Annotated in this window: 19 protein-coding genes; 12 read left to right on the top strand and 7 right to left on the bottom strand. The window is 65.4% G+C overall.

The window, feature by feature from the left end; translation table 11 throughout:
* The first annotated feature begins 111 nt into the window (after window positions 1-111).
* Window positions 112-1,332 carry a YbfB/YjiJ family MFS transporter gene (locus ACKWRH_RS01770; RefSeq protein WP_445219074.1) on the top strand — a complete coding sequence of 407 codons (1,221 nt, stop codon included), beginning with the start codon at window positions 112-114 and terminating at the stop codon, window positions 1,330-1,332.
* 121 nt (window positions 1,333-1,453) lie between these two features.
* On the opposite strand, the gene ACKWRH_RS01765 is transcribed toward ACKWRH_RS01770, so the two are convergent.
* The 4 genes from ACKWRH_RS01765 to ACKWRH_RS01750 form a co-directional block, all read right to left on the bottom strand.
* Window positions 1,454-2,236, bottom strand: a complete 783-nt coding sequence (locus ACKWRH_RS01765; protein WP_445219073.1) for a molybdopterin-dependent oxidoreductase — start codon at window positions 2,234-2,236, stop codon at window positions 1,454-1,456.
* Window positions 2,237-2,250: 14 nt separating this feature from the next.
* Window positions 2,251-2,880: a cytochrome b/b6 domain-containing protein gene (locus ACKWRH_RS01760; RefSeq protein ID WP_445219072.1), complete on the bottom strand. Its 630-nt coding sequence runs from the start codon at window positions 2,878-2,880 to the stop codon at window positions 2,251-2,253.
* A gap of 181 nt (window positions 2,881-3,061) precedes the next feature.
* On the bottom strand, window positions 3,062-3,616 hold the full coding sequence (locus ACKWRH_RS01755; RefSeq protein ID WP_014490676.1) for a fasciclin domain-containing protein: 555 nt from the start codon (window positions 3,614-3,616) through the stop codon (window positions 3,062-3,064).
* Window positions 3,617-3,917: 301 nt separating this feature from the next.
* Window positions 3,918-4,679, bottom strand: a complete 762-nt coding sequence (locus tag ACKWRH_RS01750; protein WP_445219071.1) for an SDR family oxidoreductase — start codon at window positions 4,677-4,679, stop codon at window positions 3,918-3,920.
* 95 nt (window positions 4,680-4,774) lie between these two features.
* Here ACKWRH_RS01750 and ACKWRH_RS01745 point away from each other — a divergent pair, with 95 nt between their 5' ends.
* On the top strand, window positions 4,775-6,304 hold the full coding sequence (locus ACKWRH_RS01745) for a malonate--CoA ligase (protein ID WP_445219070.1): 1,530 nt from the start codon (window positions 4,775-4,777) through the stop codon (window positions 6,302-6,304).
* Window positions 6,305-6,420: 116 nt separating this feature from the next.
* Here the strand turns inward: ACKWRH_RS01745 and ACKWRH_RS01740 are convergent, their stop codons facing one another.
* Window positions 6,421-7,281: a sulfite exporter TauE/SafE family protein gene (locus ACKWRH_RS01740; RefSeq protein ID WP_445219069.1), complete on the bottom strand. Its 861-nt coding sequence runs from the start codon at window positions 7,279-7,281 to the stop codon at window positions 6,421-6,423.
* Between the two features lie 508 nt (window positions 7,282-7,789).
* Here ACKWRH_RS01740 and sdhC point away from each other — a divergent pair.
* From sdhC to ACKWRH_RS01690, 10 genes are all read left to right on the top strand, one after another.
* Complete coding sequence (sdhC, locus tag ACKWRH_RS01735; RefSeq protein WP_014490680.1) at window positions 7,790-8,188, top strand: succinate dehydrogenase, cytochrome b556 subunit; 399 nt, start codon at window positions 7,790-7,792, stop codon at window positions 8,186-8,188.
* Complete coding sequence (gene sdhD, locus ACKWRH_RS01730; RefSeq protein ID WP_014490681.1) at window positions 8,185-8,589, top strand: succinate dehydrogenase, hydrophobic membrane anchor protein; 405 nt, start codon at window positions 8,185-8,187, stop codon at window positions 8,587-8,589. Before sdhC ends, sdhD begins: the two co-directional genes overlap by 4 nt.
* Window positions 8,590-8,592: 3 nt before the next feature.
* Window positions 8,593-10,428, top strand: a complete 1,836-nt coding sequence (sdhA, locus tag ACKWRH_RS01725) for a succinate dehydrogenase flavoprotein subunit (RefSeq protein WP_445219068.1) — start codon at window positions 8,593-8,595, stop codon at window positions 10,426-10,428.
* A gap of 43 nt (window positions 10,429-10,471) precedes the next feature.
* Window positions 10,472-11,254 carry a succinate dehydrogenase iron-sulfur subunit gene (locus ACKWRH_RS01720; RefSeq protein ID WP_014490683.1) on the top strand — a complete coding sequence of 261 codons (783 nt, stop codon included), beginning with the start codon at window positions 10,472-10,474 and terminating at the stop codon, window positions 11,252-11,254.
* A gap of 193 nt (window positions 11,255-11,447) precedes the next feature.
* Window positions 11,448-13,604 (top strand): ATP-binding protein, encoded by a 2,157-nt coding sequence (locus ACKWRH_RS01715; protein ID WP_445219067.1) that lies wholly within the window; start codon window positions 11,448-11,450, stop codon window positions 13,602-13,604.
* Window positions 13,605-13,655: 51 nt separating this feature from the next.
* Complete coding sequence (locus tag ACKWRH_RS01710) at window positions 13,656-15,611, top strand: ABC transporter ATP-binding protein/permease (protein ID WP_445219066.1); 1,956 nt, start codon at window positions 13,656-13,658, stop codon at window positions 15,609-15,611.
* A 228-nt stretch (window positions 15,612-15,839) separates the two neighbouring features.
* Window positions 15,840-16,664 (top strand): FkbM family methyltransferase, encoded by an 825-nt coding sequence (locus ACKWRH_RS01705; RefSeq protein WP_445219065.1) that lies wholly within the window; start codon window positions 15,840-15,842, stop codon window positions 16,662-16,664.
* 23 nt (window positions 16,665-16,687) lie between these two features.
* The gene (locus ACKWRH_RS01700; RefSeq protein ID WP_445219064.1) at window positions 16,688-17,074 is read left to right on the top strand and encodes a VOC family protein; all 387 of its coding nucleotides are present in this window, start codon (window positions 16,688-16,690) and stop codon (window positions 17,072-17,074) included.
* An 84-nt stretch (window positions 17,075-17,158) separates the two neighbouring features.
* The gene (locus ACKWRH_RS01695; RefSeq protein WP_445219063.1) at window positions 17,159-17,401 is read left to right on the top strand and encodes a hypothetical protein; all 243 of its coding nucleotides are present in this window, start codon (window positions 17,159-17,161) and stop codon (window positions 17,399-17,401) included.
* Window positions 17,402-17,587: 186 nt separating this feature from the next.
* The gene (locus ACKWRH_RS01690) at window positions 17,588-19,747 is read left to right on the top strand and encodes an OmpA family protein (RefSeq protein ID WP_445219062.1); all 2,160 of its coding nucleotides are present in this window, start codon (window positions 17,588-17,590) and stop codon (window positions 19,745-19,747) included.
* A gap of 54 nt (window positions 19,748-19,801) precedes the next feature.
* On the opposite strand, the gene ACKWRH_RS01685 is transcribed toward ACKWRH_RS01690, so the two are convergent.
* Entirely contained in the window at window positions 19,802-20,758 is a 957-nt protein-coding gene (locus tag ACKWRH_RS01685; protein WP_445219061.1) for a homocysteine S-methyltransferase family protein, read from the bottom strand.
* 104 nt (window positions 20,759-20,862) lie between these two features.
* Window positions 20,863-22,620, bottom strand: coding sequence for an alkaline phosphatase (locus ACKWRH_RS01680; RefSeq protein ID WP_445219060.1), 1,758 nt, complete (start codon window positions 22,618-22,620; stop codon window positions 20,863-20,865).
* Window positions 22,621-22,752 lie beyond the last annotated feature (132 nt).

Genomic DNA, 22,752 nt, shown 5'->3' with positions numbered 1-22,752 from the left:
AATTCGGCCGGAGTGCTAGAGCGGCGTTGCGCGCTTGGCAAGACACCATTGCCGCCTCGCGGCTGTGCAAGGCCCGCAGGGCCTGCCACACTCGACGCGCCGGAGTATCCCTTGCGCGCCCAAGACTGCTTTGCTCAAGACCGTCGTCCCCCGCCCGACGCACACCCCGCGCGGCTGATCCTGACCCTGTCGCTGGCGGCGACGGTCGGGCTCGGCATCGGCCGCTTTGCCTATGCGCTGGTGCTGCCCGATATGCGGGAGGACCTCGGCTGGTCCTACTCGGCGGCCGGTTTCATGAACACCATCAATGCCGTCGGCTACCTCGTGGGCGCGCTTGTCGCGTCCCGGCTAATCCAGCGCGTCGGCTGGTCGGCGGCGATCCGCGGCGGAACCCTCGCCTGCGTCGCCGCGCTCGCCACCTGCGCGCTGACCGGCAATTTCGTTGCGCTGAGCCTCGCACGCCTCGTGCTGGGCTTAGGGGCCGCGGCCGGCTTCGTCGCCGGCGGCGCGCTGGCCGCGGCTATCGCGCAGTCGCGCCCGGAACGGGCCAATTTCCTGCTCAGCCTGTTCTATGCCGGGCCCGGCATCGGGATTCTCGCCTCGGGGCTGATCGCCCCGTTCACGCTGCAATATTTCGGGCCGGGCTCGTGGTGGCTGGTGTGGTGGGCGCTGACGCTGCTGTCCGTCGTGATGACCGTGCCGCTGTTCCTGATCCGCATCGAGAGCGGGGTGCGTTTCTCGGAAGGCAGCCACGCCGCCTTCGCGATTCTTCCGGTGCTGATCTATCTCGCCGGCTACTTCCTGTTTGGCGCCGGATACATCGCCTACATGACCTTCATGATCGCCTATGTGCGCGACGGCGGCGGCGGGGCCGCGGCGCAGGCCGCGTTCTGGAGCCTGATCGGCCTCAGCGCCTTCGTCACGCCCTGGGTCTGGCGCGGCGTGCTGGCGCTCGACCGCGGCGGACTTGCCACCGCGATCATCCTCGGCACCAACGCGCTCGGCGCGGCCTTGCCGATGCTGGGGCATTCGCCGGCGTGGCTTGCGGTCTCGGCGGTGGTGTTCGGCGTCGCCTTCTTCGCCGTTGTCGGCTCGACCACGGCCTTCGTGCGCTTCAACTACCCGCCGGAGGCGTGGCCCACCGCGATCGCTGCGATGACGATCTCGTTCGGCGTCGGCCAGACGCTCGGCCCGATCGTGGTCGGTGCGATCACGGACGCGCTGGGGAGTCTGAGTTACGCGCTGAATGTGTCGGCGGCGCTGCTGGCGCTGGGGGCGGTGGCCGCGTTGTGCCAGCGCAAGGTGGGGCCGGCCAAATCATCGGTGCCGTAGGGTGGGTTAGCCGAAGGCGTAACCCACCAACTTCGTTCGGCAAACGCGGAAGCATGGTGGATTACGCCGTGCGACCGCGCTTCGCGCAGCCGCGGGGCTAATCCACCCTACGGCAGCGGAGCTAGCTCCCGCTGAATGAATTGTACCCCTGGTCTTCCCAATAGCCGCCCTTGTAGTCGTTGGTGACTTCCATCGAGACCACATATTTCGGGTTCTTGAAGCCGAGTTTCGTCGGCACGCGGATCTTCATCGGGAAGCCGTAGGCGCGCGGCAAAATCTCGTTCGCGTATTTGAACGTCATCTGGGTCTGCGGATGCAGCGCACTGCGCATGTCCAGGGGCGAGTTGTAGCCGTCCTTGTCGGCGCATTGGAACCAGACATATTTCGCGCGCGTGTCGGCGCCGATCAGCTTGAGGAAATCGCGCAGCGGCGTGCCGGTCCAGCTTCCGATCGCGCTCCAGCCCTCGACGCAGATGTGGCGGGTGATCTGCGTGACCTGCGGCAGCTTGTAGAGCTCGTCCAGGGTCCAGGACTTCTTGTTGTCGACGAGACCGCGCACCTCGAGCTTCCAGTCGGCGCCGTCGACATCGGGCGCGTCGTCGAGATCGTAATAGGCGTTGAACGGGAACGGCTTCGTAATCGCGCTCTCGGGGAAGGTCGGTGCCAGTGCGTCGGGATTGAAGATGAAGGCCTGGACGGCGTCGTTGAATTTCGAAACTTGTTTCAGCATGTCCTCGGCCGAGGACGAGTCGATCACGTCGCAGCCGGTGAGCAGCGTCAGCGCACCGAGGCTGGCGCCGCCCGCAATGAAGCGGCGGCGGCTGACGTCGGGCATCGCCTTGATGGAGTCCTTGATCAGCAATCGCTTGTCGACGCCGGGGATAAGGAATGAGCGCTTGGCCATAACGGGTCTCCGAATCAGCGACCGATGATCATCGCGCGCAGGCTCTTCGGCACCAGCAGCGCGAGCAAGACGTGAATGACGAGGAAGGCGCAGATCGCGGCCATACAGAAGAAGTGGACGTAGCGCGCGGTCGGATAGTCGCCGAACAGCATCACGAGATAATAGAGCTGCACCGGCTTCCACATCGACAGGCCCGACAGCACGATCAGCACGCCGACCACGATGATGCCGGCATAGAGTGCGCGCTGCACGTAATTGTAGACGGTGAGATCGTCGTGGCCGAGCTTGAAGGTCAGCGCCGCCCTGACGTCCTGGAGCACGCCGGATGGCGTGATCGGCAGCAGTTTCTTGCGGAAGCGGCCAGTGGCGAAGCCGGTGACGAGATAGGCGAGGCCGTTGACCATGAGCAGCCACATCGCCGCAAAGTGCCAGAGCAGGCCGCCGCCGAGCCAGCCGCCAAGCGTGTATTCGCGCGGAAAACTGAAGCCGAACAGCGGCGAGGCGTTGTAGATCTGCCAGCCCGACAGGATCATCAGGACCATGGCGAGCGCATTGATCCAGTGCATGACCCGGACCCAGGCCGGCTGGATCACCTTGGCGGGGGTGGCCCTGACCTGCTCGTCGCTGACTGTGAGGCTCGACATGATGGTTCCGTCCTGAAGGTCGTCTGACACCGAATATACGCCGATACTTCCGCTTTCGTTACGCCCCCGCACGACGGCGAATCGAGTCTGCGGGCGGCCGTGGTCACAATAAAGCGAGCCGGGTACCCCCGGCTCGCCGTCTCAAAGCACCCTGTCGGGGATGAAACAGGAGGGCGCGGTGTTACGTCGCGGGCATCAGCACGGTATCGACCACATGGATCACGCCGTTCGACTGGTTGACGTTGGAGATCGTCACCATCGAGGTGCCGCCCTTGGCATCGACGATCCAGACCTTGCCGTCCTGCTTCTTCACGGTCAGCTCCTCGCCTTCGGCGGTCTTCATCTTCTTGCCGTCGGTGAGGTCGGAGGCCTCGAGCTTGCCGGGCACGACATGGTAGGTGAGGATCTTGGTCAAGGTCGCCTTGTTCTCGGGCTTGACCAGATTGTCGACGGTGCCGGCCGGCAGCTTGCCGAAGGCGGCGTTGGTAGGCGCGAACACCGTGAACGGGCCCTTGCTTTCCAGCGTCGGCACCAGGCCGGCCGCCTTCACCGCCGCCACCAGCGTGGTGTGATCCTTGGAGTTGACCGCATTCTGGACGATGTTCTTGGACGGGAACATCGCGGCGCCGCCGACCATGACGGTCTTCTCCTCGGCGCGGACAGGCGCGACGACGGTCGCGGTGATGGCCAGGGCGCTGAAGGCGGCGGCAGCGAGATAGGCAATACGCTTCGACATGGAGAGTCTCCCGATTGTGACCGGCAATGGCCGGCGTTTGCGTTGGGCAACAACGGCGGCTGCGACAGTTTGACGTGAAGCAGTAGCGCGTCGTTGGACCGAACTACGGGAGGGTTCGCGAAGTGGTTTCGGGAAATAATTTATCGTGATGCGTGAAACTAAGCGGCCCCGCGTCCGTGTGGTCGATCCACCGTCATTGCGAGGAGCACTTGCGACGAAGCAATCCAGACTGCCTCCGCGGATACATTTCTGGATTGCTTCGCTCCGCTCGCAATGACGAACTCGTGGCTCCGACCGCGTTTCAATCCCTGTTGTTCGGCGTCTGAATGAATCCGCGATTATGCGTCGGGCTGATCAGCAGCTCGTTGATGCAGACGCGCGGCGGCATGCTGGCGATGAACGCGATGGTGCGCCCGAGATCTTCGGATTGCAGCATCTTCGCCTGCTCCTCCTCGCTCGGCACCACCGGGCGCAGCTTCAGGATGGGAGTAGCTACCTCGCCCGGCATCAGGCAACAGGCGCGCAGGCCGTTAACGCATTCGTCCATGTTGAAGGAATGAGTCAGCGCCAACACCGCATGCTTGGTGGTGGTGTAGGCCGGGCCCGGCATTTTCGAGACGTGGCGGCCGGCCCAGGACGAGACGTTGATGATCGAGCCATCCTGCTGCTTGCGCATCGTCGGCAACACCGCGCGCATGCAATACAGCACGCCGTTGAGATTGACCTGGACGAGCTTGTCCCAGCCCCCCAGTTCCATGTCCTTCCAGCTCCGCTTGGGGACATTGATGCCGGCATTGTTCACGAGCAAGTCGATCCGGCCGTGCTTCGCGACGATGTGGTCGGCCGCCTTCTGGGCCTCAGTGGCGTTGGACACATCCAGCGCAATGGCCTCCGCCGCCCCGCCGGCCTTGGCAATCCTGGCAACCACGGTATCCAGGGCGTCCTTGCGGCGGCCCGAGACCACGACTATCCAGCCGTCGGCCGCGAGCGCCTCGGCGCCGGCCTCCCCGATCCCGCTGCCACCGCCCGTCACCCAGGCCACGCGTTTCCCGTTTTTGGTCATGCAAACTGTCTCCGTTGCTTCATTGGGGCGGTTTTTGCTAATCCAGCCCTCGGTTTTGACCGGCCTTGTTTGCCTTGCGGTCGAGGAAATCTTGCATGAACCAAGCTGCCAACGCCAACCTGTTTTCCCGCCTGTTCGACGGTCTGGACGATCCCAAACGCCTCGCGGTCGAGACGCAGGACGGCGCCCATATCAGCTATGGCGATCTGATCGCGCGGGCCGGGCAGATGGCGAATGTGCTGGTCGCGCGCGGCGTGAAGCCCGGCGACCGCGTCGCAGTGCAGGTGGAGAAATCGGTCGCCAATATCGTGCTGTATCTCGCCACCGTGCGGGCCGGCGCGGTCTATTTGCCGCTGAACACGGCCTATACGCTGAACGAGCTCGACTACTTCATTGGCGATGCCGAGCCGTCGCTGGTGGTCTGTGATCCCTCCAAGGCCGAGGGCCTCGCCCCGATCGCCGCCAAGGTGAAGGCCAAGGTCGAGACGCTCGGGCCTGACGGCAAGGGCTCGCTGACGGAAGCCGCCGACAAGGCGAGCAGCGAATTCGTAACCGTCTCGCGGGCAAACGACGATCTCGCCGCCATCCTCTACACGTCGGGCACCACCGGCCGCTCCAAGGGCGCGATGCTGACGCACGACAATCTCGCGTCGAACTCGCTCTCGCTCGTCGGCTATTGGCGCTTCACCGACAAGGACGTGCTGATCCACGCGCTGCCGATCTACCATACGCACGGCCTGTTCGTGGCGACCAACGTGACGCTGTTTTCGCGGGCGTCGATGATCTTCCTGCCGAAGCTCGACCCGGACCTGATCATCAAGCTGATGGCGCGCGCCACGGTGCTGATGGGCGTGCCGACGTTCTATACCCGTCTGCTCCAGAACTCCGCGCTGTCGCGCGACACCACGAAGCACATGCGGCTGTTCATCTCGGGCTCGGCGCCGCTGCTCGCCGAAACCCATCGCGAATGGTCGGCGCGCACGGGCCATGCGGTGCTCGAGCGCTACGGTATGACCGAGACCAACATGAACACGTCGAACCCGTATGACGGCGAGCGCGTGCCCGGCGCGGTCGGCTTTCCTCTCCCCGGCGTCTCCGTGCGCGTGACCGAGCCCGAGACGGGCAAAGAGCTGCCGCGCGACGAGATCGGCATGATCGAGGTGAAGGGCCCGAACGTCTTCAAGGGCTATTGGCGCATGCCGGAGAAGACCAAGTCGGAATTCCGGTCCGACGGCTTCTTTATCACCGGCGACCTCGGCAAGATCGACGACAAGGGCTACGTCCACATTCTCGGCCGCGGCAAGGATCTCGTGATCTCCGGGGGCTTCAACGTCTACCCCAAGGAAATCGAGAGCGAGATCGACGCCATGCCCGGCGTGGTCGAGTCCGCCGTGATCGGCGTGCCGCATGCCGATTTCGGCGAGGGGGTCACGGCGGTTCTGGTCTGCAACAAGGGCGCCGACGTCACCGAAGCCGCGGTGCTGAAGGCGCTCGACGGTAGGCTGGCAAAGTTCAAGATGCCCAAGCGCGTCTTCGTCGTCGACGAGCTGCCGCGCAACACCATGGGCAAGGTGCAGAAGAACGTGCTGCGCGATACGTACAAGGATATTTACGCGAAGAAGTAGGGGCGGAGCACGCAGTTCGTAGGGTGGGTTAGCCGAAGGCGTAACCCACCACTTTAATCTCCGCGGTGACAGAAGTGGTGGATTGCGCTGCGCTAATCCACCCTACGAAGTTAGGCTTACTGCCCGCCCACCAAGCTCATCACAAACCGACTGCCGACGATAAACAGATAGCAGCCGAACGCGACTTCCAGAGTGCGCTTCGACATCGCATGCGCGGCTCTCACGCCGAGCGGCGCTGTCACGAGGCTCATCGGCATCACCAGCACGGCGCCGATCAGCGAGACGTAGCCAAGCGCGAACGGGATTTGCAGCGCTGCGACGGCCGGATAGGTCGCAGCCGCCGGCCAGCCGGCATAGATGTAGCCGAGCGCGCCGGGGATCGAGATCAGCACCGCGAGCGCCGACGAGGTCGCGACCGCCTGGTGGATGGGACGGCCGTAGAACGTCATCAGCAGGTTCGAGAACAAGCCGCCGCCGATGCCCATCAGCGTCGAGAGGATACCGACGCAGAAGCCGTAGACGCGCATCAACGGCCCTTTGGGCAGATCATCGCCGAACTTCCAGCCCTCGCGCGCGAAGATGAGACGCGCCGACGCGGAATAGGCGACGCAGACGAACACGATCTTGAACAGCTTCTCGGGCGCGTAACGCGCGATGACGCTGCCGGCGATGACGCCGATCACGATCGGCAGCCACCACACGCGCAGGATCGACATGTCGACGGCACCGCGCTTGTAATGTGCCTGGAACGAACGGATCGAGGTCGGGATGATCACCGCGAGCGAGGTGCCGATGCAGAGCGGCATGCGCACTTCGAGCGGCACGCCGGCGATGCGGAAGCATTCGTAAAACACCGGCACGAGAATCGCGCCGCCGCCGATGCCGAACACGCCGGCCAAAAACCCGGAGAGCGCGCCGGTTGCGACCAGCAACAGCGCGAGCTCGACGATCTCCTTGATATCAAGACCTGCAATCACCCCTGACCCGCCCCGGCGACTGGTCGCAACTTCTCCGAAACATGGCTTCGGAAAGCTGCGTGCGGAGCTTTAGGCGATCTGATTCTCGCGGTCGACACGCCACGTCCTGCGGCTGGGGTGGAATGCAAGGTGCGCATATCCGGACAGGGGGCAAACCGGGCCGGGGCGGGAGCGGGTTGGCGCCGTTCGAATGGCGCTAGCGGCTCAAAAGACCGGCCCCTGGCAGGTTTGGACGGCATGGTCCGTTTAGAGGCGTTCCAATAGCAATTTCAACGCGCATCGGTCCCTCCAGAATAAATGAATTAATATTCCTTTCTTCGTTGGCGGACCGAAGTGCTGGTATACCAAGCCACTGATTGGCCTTGCATCATCAACGCTCTAGAGCTGAACCACGGTTCGATTTATGGCGATTTGGTGATTGCGCAGGCGAAATCGACTCCGTAAATAGAGCCGACCTTTCGCGATCCCCGCGTGCCCCCTGCTGGGCCGCAATAAACATCAAAAGCCCATGACCGCACGGATCGAACGACCGCTTTCTCCCCACATGCAAGTCTACCGCTGGACGCTGACGATGGCGCTGTCCATCGTCCATCGCGCCACCGGTATCGCGCTCTACGTCGGAACCCTGCTGCTGGCCTGGTGGCTGATCGCGGCGGCTTCCGGCCCCGCCGCCTATTCCCACGTCCAGGCCTTCACCGGCAGCATCATCGGCCGGCTGATCATGTTCGGCTACACCTGGGCGCTGATGCACCATATGCTGAGCGGTATCCGGCACTTCGTCTGGGACCTCGGCTACGGCTTCAAGGCCAATGAGCGCGAAGCGCTGACCTGGGGCGCACTGATCGGCGGCATCGCGCTGACAGTGCTGATCTGGATCATTGCCTACGCGATCGGAGGTGGACGATGAGCACGGCCGATACGCCGAAGCGCAGCATGCGCACCCCGCTCGGACGCGTCCGCAACCTTGGCGCGGCGCATTCCGGCACGTCCGATTTCTGGCGCCAGCGCTTGACTGCAGTGGCGATGGTCCTGCTGATGATCCCCGTGATCGTCGTCATCATGATGCTGCTCGGCCGCAACCAGGCCTATGCCAAGCAGATCCTCGGCTCGCTGCCGATAGCCATCATCATGGTGCTCTTCATCGTCGCCAGCGCCTGGCACATGAAGATCGGCATGCAGGTCGTGATCGAGGACTATATCCACAACGAGAAGCTGAAGCTCGCGACGATCATGCTCAACAATTTCTTCTCGATCGCGGTCGCGCTCGCGTCGATCTACGCGATTCTCCAACTGTCATCCGGAGTGTAACCCATGGCCAATGCGACGAATGGCAAGGGCAACGGCGCTCCCGCCACCAACGGCAAAGCCTATCCGATCGAAGACCACACCTATGACGTCGTCGTGGTCGGCGCCGGCGGCGCAGGCCTGCGCGCCGTGGTCGGCTGCAGCGAAGCCGGCCTTCGCACCGCCTGCATCACCAAGGTGTTTCCGACCCGCTCGCACACGGTTGCGGCCCAGGGCGGCATCTCGGCCTCGCTCGGCAACATGCACAAGGACGACTGGCGCTGGCACATGTACGACACCGTGAAGGGGTCGGACTGGCTCGGTGACCAGGACGCGATCGAATACATGGTGCGCAACGCGCCCGAGGCCGTTTACGAGCTCGAACATTGGGGCGTGCCGTTCTCGCGCACCGAGGACGGCAAGATCTACCAGCGCCCGTTCGGCGGCATGACCATGGACTACGGCAAGGGCCAGGCGCAGCGCACCTGCGCCGCCGCCGACCGCACCGGCCACGCCATGCTGCACACGATGTACGGCCAGTCACTGCGCCACGCGGCCGAGTTCTTCATCGAGTTCTTCGCCATCGACCTGATCATGGACGACCAGGGCACCTGCCGCGGCGTCATCGCGCTGAAGTTGGATGACGGCACGCTGCACCGCTTCCGCGCCCAGACCGTGATCCTGGCAACCGGCGGCTACGGCCGCGCCTACGCCTCCTGCACCTCGGCACACACCTGCACCGGCGACGGCGGCGGCATGGTGCTGCGCGCCGGCCTGCCGATGCAGGACATGGAGTTCGTGCAGTTTCACCCGACCGGCATCTACGGTTCGGGCTGTCTCGTCACCGAAGGCGCGCGCGGCGAAGGCGGCTATCTCGTCAATTCCGAGGGCGAGCGCTTCATGGAGCGCTATGCGCCGTCCGCGAAGGACCTCGCCTCGCGCGACGTCGTTTCGCGCGCGATGACCATCGAGATCCGCGAAGGCCGCGGCGTCGGCAAGAAGAAGGACCACATCTTCCTGCATCTCGACCATCTCGATCCCGCGGTGCTCGCCGAGCGCCTGCCGGGCATCTCCGAATCCGCAAAGATCTTCGCCAATGTCGACGTGACGCGCGAGCCGATCCCGATCGTGCCGACCGTGCACTACAACATGGGCGGCATCCCCACGAACTATCACGGCGAAGTGCTGACCAAGAGGGATGGCGACGACAACGCCATCATCCCCGGCCTGATGGCGATCGGCGAAGCGGCCTGCGTTTCCGTGCACGGCGCCAACCGCCTCGGCTCCAACTCGCTGATCGACCTCGTCGTGTTCGGCCGCGCCGCCGCTTTGCGTCTTGCCGAAAAGCTCACGCCCAATGCCAAGCAGCCGGAGCTGCCGGCGAACTCGTCAGAACTCGCGCTCGGCCGCCTCGACCATTACCGCTACGCCTCCGGCGGCACGCCGACTGCGAAGCTGCGTGAAGGCATGCAGCACGTGATGCAGAACAATTGCGCGGTGTTCCGCACCGGCGACATCCTGAGCGAAGGCCAGAACCTGATCGAGAAGGTCCACAGCGGCATCACCGACATCGCCGTGTCGGATCGCTCACTGGTGTGGAATTCCGACCTGATCGAGACGCTCGAGTTCGACAATCTGATCTCGCAGGCGGTGGTGACGATGGACTCCGCCGCCAACCGCACCGAGAGCCGCGGCGCGCATGCCCGCGAGGACTTCTCCGCGCGCGACGACAAGAACTGGATGAAGCACACGCTGGCCTGGCTCGACGACAAGGGCAAGGTCAAGATCGAGTACCGCCCCGTTCACGACTACACCATGACCAACGACGTGCAGTATATCCCGCCCAAAGCTCGCGTTTACTGAGCTACGCGCGTGTACTGATCGAACAGCGAAGGCCTTAATCGAAATGGTTGAATTCGCACTTCCGAAGAACTCCAAGATCACCGGCGGCAAGACTTGGCCGAAGCCGGCGGGCGCGACAGACGTTCGCGAATTCCGCGTCTATCGCTGGAATCCGGACGACGGCAAGAATCCGAGCGTCGACACCTATTACGTCGACACCCATGATTGCGGTCCGATGGTGTTGGACGGCCTGATCTGGATCAAGAACAACATCGACCCGTCGCTGACCTTCCGCCGCTCCTGCCGTGAAGGCGTCTGCGGCTCCTGCGCGATGAACATCGACGGCCAGAACACGCTCGCCTGCACCCGCTCGATGCACGACGTCAAGGACGGCGCGGTCAAGATCAACCCGCTGCCGCACCAGCCTGTCGTGAAGGACCTCGTCCCCGACCTCACCAATTTCTACGCGCAGTACGCCTCCATCGAGCCGTGGCTGAAGACGACCTCGCCGATGCCGCAGAAGGAATGGCGCCAGAGCCATGAGGACCGCGAAAAGCTCGACGGCCTCTACGAGTGCATCCTCTGCGCCTGCTGCTCGACCTCGTGCCCGAGCTATTGGTGGAACAGCGATCGCTATCTCGGTCCCGCCGCCCTGCTCCAGGCCAACCGCTGGGTCTCCGACTCCCGCGACGAGGCGACCGGCGAGCGGCTCGACAATCTCGAGGACCCGTTCCGCCTCTACCGCTGCCATACCATCATGAACTGCGCCAAGGCCTGCCCGAAGGGCCTGAATCCGGCGGAAGCCATCGCCGAGCTCAAGCTCAAGATGGTCGAGCGCCAGATTTAGCCCGCCTTTGTCGCCTTGATCCCCAGGTCGCGACGGCCGGGGCATTCTACGGCCGCCGCGAATTTAAGGAGATTTTTCTCCCGGCCCGCGCCACGCGCGAACGTCCGGATTACAACCTCCGGTTCCATCGACAAGCCGCTTCCTTCGCAGCGGGAATTTCAAGTAAGCTCTCCGGTCAGGGACCGGAGCGACTGTGCAGGGTGCGCAACGCAACTCGCTGAGACTGTTGCAGTGGATGATGGCGGCATCCCTGGCGCTGCCGATTGCACTGTTCGTCTTCACCTCCACGATCTCCTACACATCGACAAAGGACATCGCCGACCGCGAGATCGAGCGCACGCTCGATGTCGCCCATGAGCATGCGCTCAAGGTGTTCGAGACCATCGACCGCAGCCTGGCCGAGCTCAACGAGGTCGTGCGCGGCCTTCCCGACGAGGTCATCCGCTCGCGCGAACCGGCGCTGCACCGCCGCCTGAAACGGCTGACCGATGCGTTGCCGCAGCTCAAATCGGCCTGGATCTTCGACGCGAACGGGAAATCGCTGGTCAACAGCCTCGCCTCGCCACCACAGGATCTGAGTTTTGCGGACCGCGATTACTTCTACGCCCATGTCGACCAGAACATTGGCACGTTCGTCGGCGCGGCCCTGACGCCGCGTCCGCCCTATCAGGGAGCACGCTTCTTCGGCATGAGCCGGCGCCGCGAAGCCGACGATGGCACCTTCATCGGCGTCATCCAGGCCTCCGTCCTGCCGGAATATTTCGAGAGCTTTTATGCCAGGATCGGCTCCGATCCCGGCAGCTTCTTCGCCATGGGACGCACGGACGGCGTGGTGCTCACCCATTTCCCCCGGCTCGACCGCGACTTCCGGCTCGATCCGACCGGGCCGGTCGGGCGGCAGATCGCCGCTCACCCCGAGCACGGCCTCATCACCATCGCCTGGCCCTCGGACGGAATCGAGCGGCGCGTCGGCTACAGGCGCGTCGCCGAATATCCGATCTATGTCAGCGCCGGGCTCGAGACCTCGGCGATCCGCGCGCGCTGGCTCGCCACCATGGGCCAGCATCTGGTGTTCGGCATTCCCGCCACGGCGCTGCTGTTTCTGCTGCTTGCGCTCGCGTTCCGGCGTACCCAGCATCTCAACGCCGAGGCCACGGCGCGACGCGAGGCCGAGGAGGCGCTCAAGCACAGCCAGCGGCTGGAAGCGCTTGGCCAGCTCACCGGCGGTGTCGCGCACGACTTCAACAATCTTCTTACCGTGATCCGCGCCTCGGTCGACCTGTTGAACCGGCCGCAGCTGAGCGAGGAGCGGCGGCAGCGCTACACCAACGCCATTGCGGACGCGGTCGCGCGCGCCGCCAAGCTGACCTCGCAGCTGCTGGCGTTCGCGCGGCGCCAGACCCTGAAACCGGAAGTGTTCGACGTCGGGGAGCGGATGCAGTCGCTGCACGACATGCTCGCCACGCTGCTCGGGCCGGCGATCGAGATCGGAATCCGGCTGCCGACCGAGCCCTGCCTCGTCAAGGCCGATGCCGGCCAGTTCGAGACGGCTCTGATCAACATGGCGACCAATGCGCGCGACGCCATGCAGGGCAAAGGCAGGATCACCTTCGCGGTGCAAACGGCGGCGACCGTACCCGATACATTGGTGCACGTCTCGGGCAGCCATGATCTTGCAGGCGGCGATGGCTTCGTGAGTGTCGCCGTCAGCGACACCGGTATCGGCATTCCCGCCGCACGATTGGGCCGCATCTTCGAGCCGTTCTTCACCACCAAGCAGGTCGGCCAGGGCACCGGTCTCGGACTGTCGCAGGTGTTCGGCTTCGCCCGGCAATCCGGCGGCGAGGTGACCGTCGAGAGCGAGGTCGGCCAGGGCAGCACTTTCTCGCTCTATCTGCCGCGCGTGCCGGCGGACCTTCTGCCGCAGCGGCAGGCGCCCAACACCGCGCCGGCGGTGGCTGGCAGCGGCATGTCGGTGCTGTTGGTCGAGGACAATATCGAGCTCGCCAATTTCGCGGCCGACGGCCTCACCGAGCTCGGTTACAGCATCACTTTAGTCGACAACGCCACCGACGCGCTCGCCGAGCTCACCGTCGACGCAGATCGCTTCGACGTCGTGTTCTCCGACGTGGTGATGCCCGGCATGACCGGGCTCGATCTGGCGCAGGCGATCCGCGACCGCGGCATCCGCGTGCCGATCGTGCTGACCACGGGCTACAGTCAGGCCCTGTCACAAGATGGCGCCGCCGGCTTCGATCTCGTGCAAAAGCCCTATTCGATCGAGGAATTGTCGCGGGTTCTCCATCGGGCCGCGAGGCTCCGGCCGGTCCGCGACGGCGCTGCCGAGTGAGGTGGCGCGGAACCAACGGGAACCGATTGATTTGGTTCGCGTTATCCGCTCATGCACGAGCCGGCCGGAAAGCGCGAACAGGGCAGGAAGCCGCCCATTGTCGAGATCGAGGGCGAGAATGGCGATGAGGTCGCGCCGCCGCCGGAGGTTATTGAGCCCGATCCTGCACTCTCGCCCGAGGAGGCCGAGCAGGTTCGCAAGGACTATCTGCTGACGCGCTTCTGGATCAGCGCACGCGGCTTCTGGGGCCGCAACGGCGACCGGCTGGCGTGGCTCTACTCGATCGGCCTCGTCGTGCTGATCGTCCTTACCGTCGGCTTTCAATACGGCATCAATGTCTGGAATCGCGCGATCTTCGACGCCATCGAGAAGCGCGAGGCGGCCACCGTCTTCCATCTCACGGCGGTGTTCTTCCCGCTCGCGATCGGCAGCATCGTGCTCGGCGTCGCGCAGGTGTTCGCGCGAATGGGAATTCAGCGCCGCTGGCGCGCCTGGCTCACGGCAAGCGTGCTGACGCGCTGGCTGGCCAACGGGCGCTATTATCAGCTCAACCTGGTCGGCGGCGACCACAAGAACCCGGAATATCGCATCGCCGAGGATCTGCGCGTGGCGACCGATTCCCCGGTCGATTTCCTCGCCGGCGTGACATCGGCGCTGTTGTCGGCGGTCACGTTCATCATCGTGCTTTGGACCATCGGCGGCGCGCTCACGGTTACGCTCGGCGGCTCCGCCATCACCATTCCCGGCTTCCTCGTCATCGCCGCGATCCTTTACGCCGCGATCGCCTCCGGTTCGATCCTGGTGATCGGCCGGCGCTTCGTGCAGATCTCCGAGGACAAGAACCAGGCCGAGGCGGATTTCCGCTACACGCTGACGCGCGTGCGCGAGAACGGCGAGAGCATCGCGCTGCTCGGCGGCGAGGAGGAGGAGCGCGGCGGCATCGACCGCAATTTCACCAGCGTGCTGCGGCAGTGGGCGCGTTTGGCCGGCCAGCACATGCGCACGACGCTGGTGTCGCAGGGCTCGAGCCTTGTTGCTCCCGTGGTCCCTCTCCTGCTCTGCGCGCCAAAATTCCTCGACGGCAGCATGACGCTCGGACAGGTGATGCAGGCGGCGTCCGCCTTCACCATCGTGCAGAGCGCGTTCGGCTGGCTGGTCGATAATTATCCGCGGCTCGCCGACTGGAACGCCTGCGCGCGCCGCATCGCCTCGCTGATGATGTCGCTCGACGGCCTGGAGCGCGCCGAGCAGGGCGACGGCCTTGGCCGCATCAAGCGCGGCGAGACCGGCAACGAGGCCATGCTGGAGATGAAGGATCTCTCCGTCACGCTCGACGACGGCACGGCCGTGGTCGGCGAGACCGAGGTGGTGATCGAGCCGGGCGAGCGGCTGCTGGTCGCGGGTGAATCCGGCACCGGCAAGAGCACGCTGGTGCGCGCCATCGCAGGGCTCTGGCCATGGGGCGGCGGCAGCGTCAATTTCCATCCCGACCGGCGGCTGTTCATGCTGCCGCAACGACCTTACGTGCCGTCCGGCAGCTTGCGCCGCGCCGTCGCCTATCCCGGCGCGGAGGACGACTGGACCGTCGAGGAGATCGGTGAAGCCCTGCACAAGGTCGGCCTCGACCACCTCAAGGAGAAGATCGAGGAAGAGGGGCCGTGGGACCAGACGCTGTCGGGCGGCGAGAAGCAGCGCCTCGCCTTCGCGCGGCTGCTGCTGCACAACCCCGACATCGTCGTGCTCGATGAAGCGACCTCCGCGCTCGACGAGAAGAGCCAGGACAAGATGATGCAGATGGTCACCGACGAGCTGCCGAAGGCGACCATCGTCAGCGTCGCCCATCGCGTCGAGCTGGAAGCCTTCCACAGCCGCAAGATCGTGCTGGAACGCCGCAAGGGCGGCGCAAAACTCGTCAGCGATATCGACCTGATCCCGCGCAAGGGCAAACGCAAGCTGCTCGGGCGATTCCTGAGGCAGCGCAAGGCCGCGCCAAAAAAGGCGGCGTAACACTCGCTCTCTCTGTCGTCCCGGACAAGCGAAGCGGAGCGGAGCGCCGATCCGGGATCCATACCCACAGGATTGAGTTTGGCGAAAACTCGAAGTGGGTGTCTCGCGTCACAACTCCTCCCTGTGGTTATGGGTCCCGGGCTCGCTTCGCGCCCCGGGACGACAGCGCGATTGGAGTCCCCGGCAAAACCGGCTATGCATGCGCCGCCTGCAACGAGGACCACTTGCTTGACGCCCGACAACGCCCCTTCATCCGCGCCGTTCGGCGCGTTTGCGCCGAACGCGGCGCAGGCTGCGATCATTCGCCTCGCAACACAGTCGGGGCTGAAGCGCGGTGCGTTCCGCCCGTGGATGTCGCGGCTGGTCAACCTGATGCGCGGCGGGCCGATCGATGTGCAGTACCAAGGCGCCTCGTTCCGCTTCTATCACCAGGGCAGCGCGACCGAGCGCGGCGCGCTGTTCAATCCCGACTACAATCTCGACGAGCTCGACTTCCTGCGCCGGCACACCCCGGCAGGCGGCACGTTCGTCGACGTCGGTGCCAATGTCGGCACCTTTGCCCTGGTGATGGCGCAGCAGGTCGGCACCAATGGCAAGGTGGTCGCGATCGAACCGCACCCGATGACGTTTGGACGGCTTTCGTTCAACCACGCCGCATCGAAGACGACGCAGGTGCGCCTGGTGCAGGCCGCCGCCGGTGACAGCGACGGCGAGCTCATGATCGAGAGCGGCGGCGGCAATCTCGGCGCCACGCACGTCGTCACCGGCACGGCCAGCGCGGAGGCCATCAAGGTGCCGTCGCTGCGGCTGACACGCATTCTGAACGAGGCCGGCGTCGGCCAAGTCGATTCGCTCAAGATCGACGTCGAAGGCTTCGAGGACCGCGTGCTGATCGGCTTCTTCCGCGACGCGCCGCAATCGCTGTGGCCGCGCGCGGTGGTCATCGAGCATCTGTCACAAAACGAATGGCAGCAGGATTGTATCGCTGACATGGTCGCGCGCGGCTTTGCGATCGCGCGCAAGACACGGAGCAATACGTTCCTGTCGCGCTGACCGGGACCAACAACGGAGGTTGCATGATCGACCATTTGGGTTTCTCCGTCTCCGACTATGAGCGCGCGAAAGCGTTCTATGCCAAAGCGCTTGCGCCGCTCGATTACAGCCTGATCATGGAGGTCACGGCGGAGCAGACCGGCCACGCTCCGGCCGCCGGGTTCGGCGCCAACGGCAAGCCGGACCTCTGGTTCGGGGCCGAAGGCGCCATGAACAAGCCGGTGCATGTCGCGATTGTTGCAAAGGATCGCGCCACGGTCGACGCCTTCTACAAGGCGGCCTTGGCGGCCGGTGGCCGCGACAACGGCGCGCCCGGCATCCGCCCGCATTATCATGCGAACTACTATGGCGCGTTCGTGCTCGATCCCGATGGCCACAACATCGAGGCCGTTTGCCACGCGCCGGAATAGCGCGCGTGCAGGCACGACGCGACGGGGAACATCGGCGCGGCATCATCGTTGTCGTTCTCCCGACAACTGACCTTGATGATGCTGATGCCGATCGAACCGCCCGAGATTCCACCGTCGACGCCCGGCACGCCCACGGAGCCGCCGCCTGGAATTCCGCCGGGCAATCCGCAGCCTGAAATCACGCCGCCGGTGCGCGAGCCCGGCGAATCACCGCGGCCCGACGAATTGCCGGGCCACGCGCCGGAAGAGATTCCATCACGCGGACCGAACGGACCGCTCACGCCGAATCCCGCGACGGATGCAAGTTCGCGGCGCGATCACATTTGAGGCGAAGCATCACATGTGAGGCAATTGCAACCTGCGTCTGAATGCGCAATGAACGTCACCATAGTGAGGTGATTTGCGTGCAGAAATAAATCGGGCCGCGACCTCTTCGCCCGCCACATTGCGGCCTAACGCGTAGCCGTTCATCCCGACACTTCGTCAAAGAACCTTCCGGGGAAGTTCACCATCATGACCAACCTTCGTTTCGTGCTGCTTGCAACGACGGCTCTGACCGCGATGCAATTCGCAAGCTCCGCATCGCATGCGCAGAGCGCGCCGCCGCTTGTGGTCGCGCAGGCGCAGACACAACCACCAGAGACCGACAAATCGAAGCAGCCTCCGAAGGAAGCACCGAAGGGACCGCCGCCTGGCGCACGTCCTGCCGCACCACCTCCTCCTGCCGCGGCACCGCCCGCAGCTCCTGCGCGCCCCACGGCGCCGCCGCCCGCGGCTGCACCTCCGCATCCTCCCGCGCCGCCGCCGCCGGCTGCCGCGCCGTCGCGCCCGACCCCACCACCGCCTGCTCCGCCTGCGGCACGTCCGGCACCTCCGCCTCCGCCGCCACCCCCACCGCCGGCCGCTCCCAAGCAGCCGTCGCCGCCTCCGGCTGCGGCACCCCAGCAGCATGCGCCTGCGCCAACTCCGCCGCCCCCGGCCGCGCAGCAGCACACGCCGACGCCGCCTCCCGCCGCAGCTCCGCCTGCCGCGCGTCCCACTCCGACTCCGCCGGCAGCAGCAACGCCGCCCGCAGCAGCACCCGCACGTCCGGCACCTGCGGCTACGCCGTCGCCTTCACCGGCCGCGCCTGCGGCCCGCCCTGGCGCGGCTGCACCGACCGCCACGCCTGCTCCGACGGCGACACCTGCGCCGACTGCAACACCGGCACCGGGCGCCACGCCCGGCGCACCGCCGACTGGACGCCCGGGCGCCCCGCCGCCCGGCGGACGTCCCGGCACGCCTCCGGCTGCAGGATCACCGACACCGGCTCCCGGTGCCGCGCCCGCTCCAACGGCCACGCCAGCCCCCGGTGGCGCTCCGACGCCCCCGCCCGGCCGTCCCGGCGCAGGGCCGACGCCCGCCCCCGGCACAGTTCCGGCGGCGACGCCGACCCCTGGTCAGCAGGGTGGAACACCTCCTGCTGGCGCGCCCGCAGCCGGAACTCCGGCTGCGCCGCCCCAGGCCGGCGGCCTGCCGCCGCGGCCCGCGGCGCCCGCCGGTGCCGCAGCGCCGAGCACAGTCCCGGGCTCGGCGGCCGCAACGCCGCCGCCCAACCGCGCGCAATTCGCTCCGCCGACGGTTACGCCTGCCTTCCAGGCCAGGCCGACAGTCGTGGCACCGCTGCCGCCTCCGCCGCGCCCGCCGCAGCGTGACCTGACACCGCTCGCGATCGGTGCGGGCGTGGTGGCCGGCGCCGTGATCGGAGCCACCATTGCCGACCTGCACAACCAGCGACGCGAGGCCGTCGAAGGCGGCCGCACCGTCTACACCGAGCCGGATCGCATCATCATCCGCGATCCGGGCGGGCAGGCCTACGTCCGCGGCAACGACCTCTATCGCTTCCGCTATGGCGCCCGCGACATCCGCACCGACACCGTCGGCGGCGAAACCCGCACGGTCGTGATCCGTCCTGATGGCAGCGAGGTCATCACCGTGGTCGGTCCCGACGGTTCGTTGCTGCGGCGAATCCGCAGGGACCCCGGCGGGCGCGAGCTCGTCATCATCGACAACAGCTACCGCGATCCGCGGTCGGTCGGCGGCTTCTATGTCGACGTGCCGCCGCCGGTGGTCAACATGCCCTACGATCGCTACATCGTCGACGCTCAGGAGGCATCGCCGGACGTGATCTACCAGACCATGGAGGCACCGCCGGTACAGCGGATCGATCGGCGTTACACGCTCGACGAGATCCGCTACAGCCCCAATGTTCGCATGCAGATGCCGAGCATCGACGTCAACACGATCACCTTCGAGACGGGCTCCTGGACCATCCCGCCGGACCAGGCGGCCCGGCTGCAGGGGATCGCCGACGGTCTCAACCGTGCGATCCAGCGCAACCCACGCGCGGTGTTCCTGATCGAGGGACACACCGACGCGGTCGGCAACGAGGTCGACAATCTGTCGCTGTCGGACCGCCGTGCGCAGTCCGCGGCCGAGTTGCTGACCCAGCAGTTCGCCGTGCCCGCGGAGAACCTGACGTCGCAGGGCTATGGCGAGCAGTATCTGAAGGAGCAGACGCAAGGACCGAGCCTGATCAACCGGCGCGTCACCGTCCGCAACATCACGCCGCTGCTCAACGGTGGCCAGGCCTCGCTGCCGCCGCCCCCGCCCGGCACCGCGCCGCCGCGCTGAGGCGAAGCACAAATGCAAAATGGCCGGGAGCAATCCCGGCCATTTTTGTTGGAATCAGGCACCCGCGGCCTGAGGCGGCACGCAGGCAGCGCAGATGGCTGCGACATGCCTGTGATCGGTGCCGCAGCAGCCGCCGAGCAGTTGCATCCGCGGGAATGCCCGCCTGAGCGCCATATAACGGCGGCCGAGATCGGCAGGATCGCCGCTGTCGAGCACCTCGGACTCATCGAGCTCGGCATGACTCTTGGCCGACGCATTAGCCCTGACGCCATGAATGCGTTCGACCCATGGCTCGCCGGCTTGGAGGGCACTCTCGAAATGGGTCGGATGAGCGCAGTTGATCAGGAAATATTCGCAAGCACTTTCCGTTGCACGATCGACGGCTTCGATCGCCTCCCGCAGGGTCTCTCCCCTGACCAGGCAACCGTCAGTTTCGACCGTGAAGGAGATCGCAACCGGGATCGCGTGCATCTTTGCCGCACGCACCACGCCGATGGCTTCATTGACGCTGTTCAGCGTGAACGCGGTCACCATGTCGGCGCCGGCCTCGGCGAAGGCGGCGATCTGGGACGAATGATAGTCCATCGCCTCCGTCGCATCCATGTTGCCGGCCTTATAGCCGTCGCCCCGCGGACCGATCGCGCCGTTGATCACACAGGGCAGGCCGGAGGTCTCCCATGTGCCGCGCAATTCCTCAAGAAAACGAATTGCCCGCATGTTGATCACCGTGAGCGCGTCCATATCGTAGCCGAGCTTGACACCCCAATCAGGATTGGCGCGCCAGGTCGGACTGTCGAGCACGAAGCCGAGCCCATGCTGACGCGCGATCGCAAGATAGGCCTCGTAATACTGCCTCAGATGCGAGCGGCCGGCCTCGCTCTCGAGCAACACGAAGGCAGCGAAGTGAGGAAGCTCCAGACCTTTGTGAAAGATCAAGGTGGTTTCCATGCCGCCGTCGGTCAGGAAGATGCCGCCGCGGCGCTGAGGCAGATTGTCTCTGTACTTCGCCATTGGTCGCTCCGTCGCGGCGAGGCCCCACTCATTCGGTCGTTTCAACCTCCTTCCGGTCTCATGCGAGATGGTGCCGCATAATGTCGCGCGGTACGCGACTGCTCCTACTGCCCTGCGGCGAGCCCAAGCGCATCGACCATCACGCGAAACACTTCGGTGTTGTCCATCGAGCCGTGCACGCGCTCGCTGCCCGGGCCAGTGGCCGTCAGGATGACGTCTTCGCCCGAATGCACGCTGGCGCCGATCATTGCCGACAGATTGCCCGGGCGCAGCACCGCGCCGGGGACGTCCTTGTACTTGTCGTTGGCCTTGAAGGTCCCGTCGTCGCCGGCCTTGACGGTCGGCTCGTTGGGATTGTCGAGCTTCGGGCGGAACGTCTCGTAGTGGTCCGGCAGGCTGGCCGAGAAGATGGCGAGCCGGCGGCTCACATCGACGCGTGACGGATAACCCTCCGCATCCGGCGCCGGATAATTGGGAAATCCGGCCTGCTCGTAGACGCCGACGCGCTCGCGCAGCGGCACGTTGGGCGTCGTGCCCATGTCGTCATTCACCGTGCCGACAAGGCTGTTGGGATGATTGTGGTCCGCCAAGACCAGGATGAGGGTGTCGTCGCCGCGCGCCCGTGCCCATTCGCGCGTCTGGCGCACTGCGTTGTCGAGCATGATCGTATCGTAGACGGCGCGCTCCATGTCGAGGACATGCGCATATTTGTCGATCAATCCGGATTCGACCATCAGGAAGAAGCCGGTCTCGTTCTTGGAGAGGATGTTCAGCGCTGCCTGCACCTGATCGGTCAGATCAGGCTGTTCAGGGAATTTCTTGACGCCGCCGCCTTTGAGGAATTTGCGGTCGAGCACGCCATCCATGTTGCCGGTGGCGAACAGGCCGAGCAGCTTGCTTGTCTCCGGCTTTGCGGCAGAAGCGCCGAGCTCGCTCGCAGTCGTCGCGACCTGATAGCCTGCGTCGCGGAACTTCGCGATGTAGTCGGCTTCGTCCTTGCGTTTGGAGCCGGCCGCGGACTTCGGCAGAAAATTCGCACTGCCGCCGCCCATCAGCACATCCGGCTTCGCCGCGAAGAACTGCTCGACGATCTCGTCATAGGCGGCGCGCCGGCGGGTGTGCGCAACCATCGCGGCCGGCGTCGCGTCTTCGATCTCGGTGTTGGTGACGACACCGATCGCCATGCCGTGCCGCCGCCTGGCAAGACTCGTGACGGTCTCGACGCGAGGATCGTCGAACGGGCTTGCGGTGCGGTCCGCATAGACGCCCAGGGCATTGACGGCGCTCTTGTGCCCAGTCGCATAGGCGCTGGCCGAGTTCGCGGAGTCCGTGATGATCGAGTCCGACCCGGCAGTCGCCACCAGCGCCATATGGGGCATGTCGTCGATCGCGAGCTTGCCGCGGCTCTTGCCTTCCGCAATCCCCTTGGACAGGATTCGCGCTGCGACCCGATGCGCCGGCGACATGCCGTCGCCGATGAACAGGATGACGTTCTTCGCCTTGCGCGGACTCGTATCGTAGACCGTCCATGCGACGCTGCGCTGCTGCGTGCCGTCGCTCACATCCACCGTGACGGTGCCGGGCTTGGCCAGCGTGACGTCGCGCAAAATCAGCGCCGACTGGTCCTTGCCGTCCTCGCGATCGATGAAGGTCCCGCTACGTCCGAACGCGGCAGCATAGTCCGCGCCGTTCACGGTCACCTTCAGCCTGGCCGGATCGACCGGCCCGGGAAACTCGACCTTGAAGTCGAACCGGGCGCCGGCCAGGATCTCGGCACGATCGATCGGATAGATCGTCTGCGCCGACAGCGACGTTGTCCAACAGAGGACAATGAGTGAGGCGAGTGCCGATCCCTTGACCATGCTCGATGCTCCGCAATTCGGTTTCGGACAGAGCGGGAAGCCTAGCGATCGAGAATGACAGCGTCATTAAGCTCGTAGCCCGGATGGAGCGAAGCGCAATCCGGGATCCATCCGCTCGGTGAGGAAGTCCCC

It is taken from the genome of Bradyrhizobium sp. Pa8 (genome assembly GCF_052588265.1).
The sequence above is the reverse complement of the archived record's forward strand: the minus strand, read 5'-3'. Positions and strand labels throughout refer to the sequence as shown.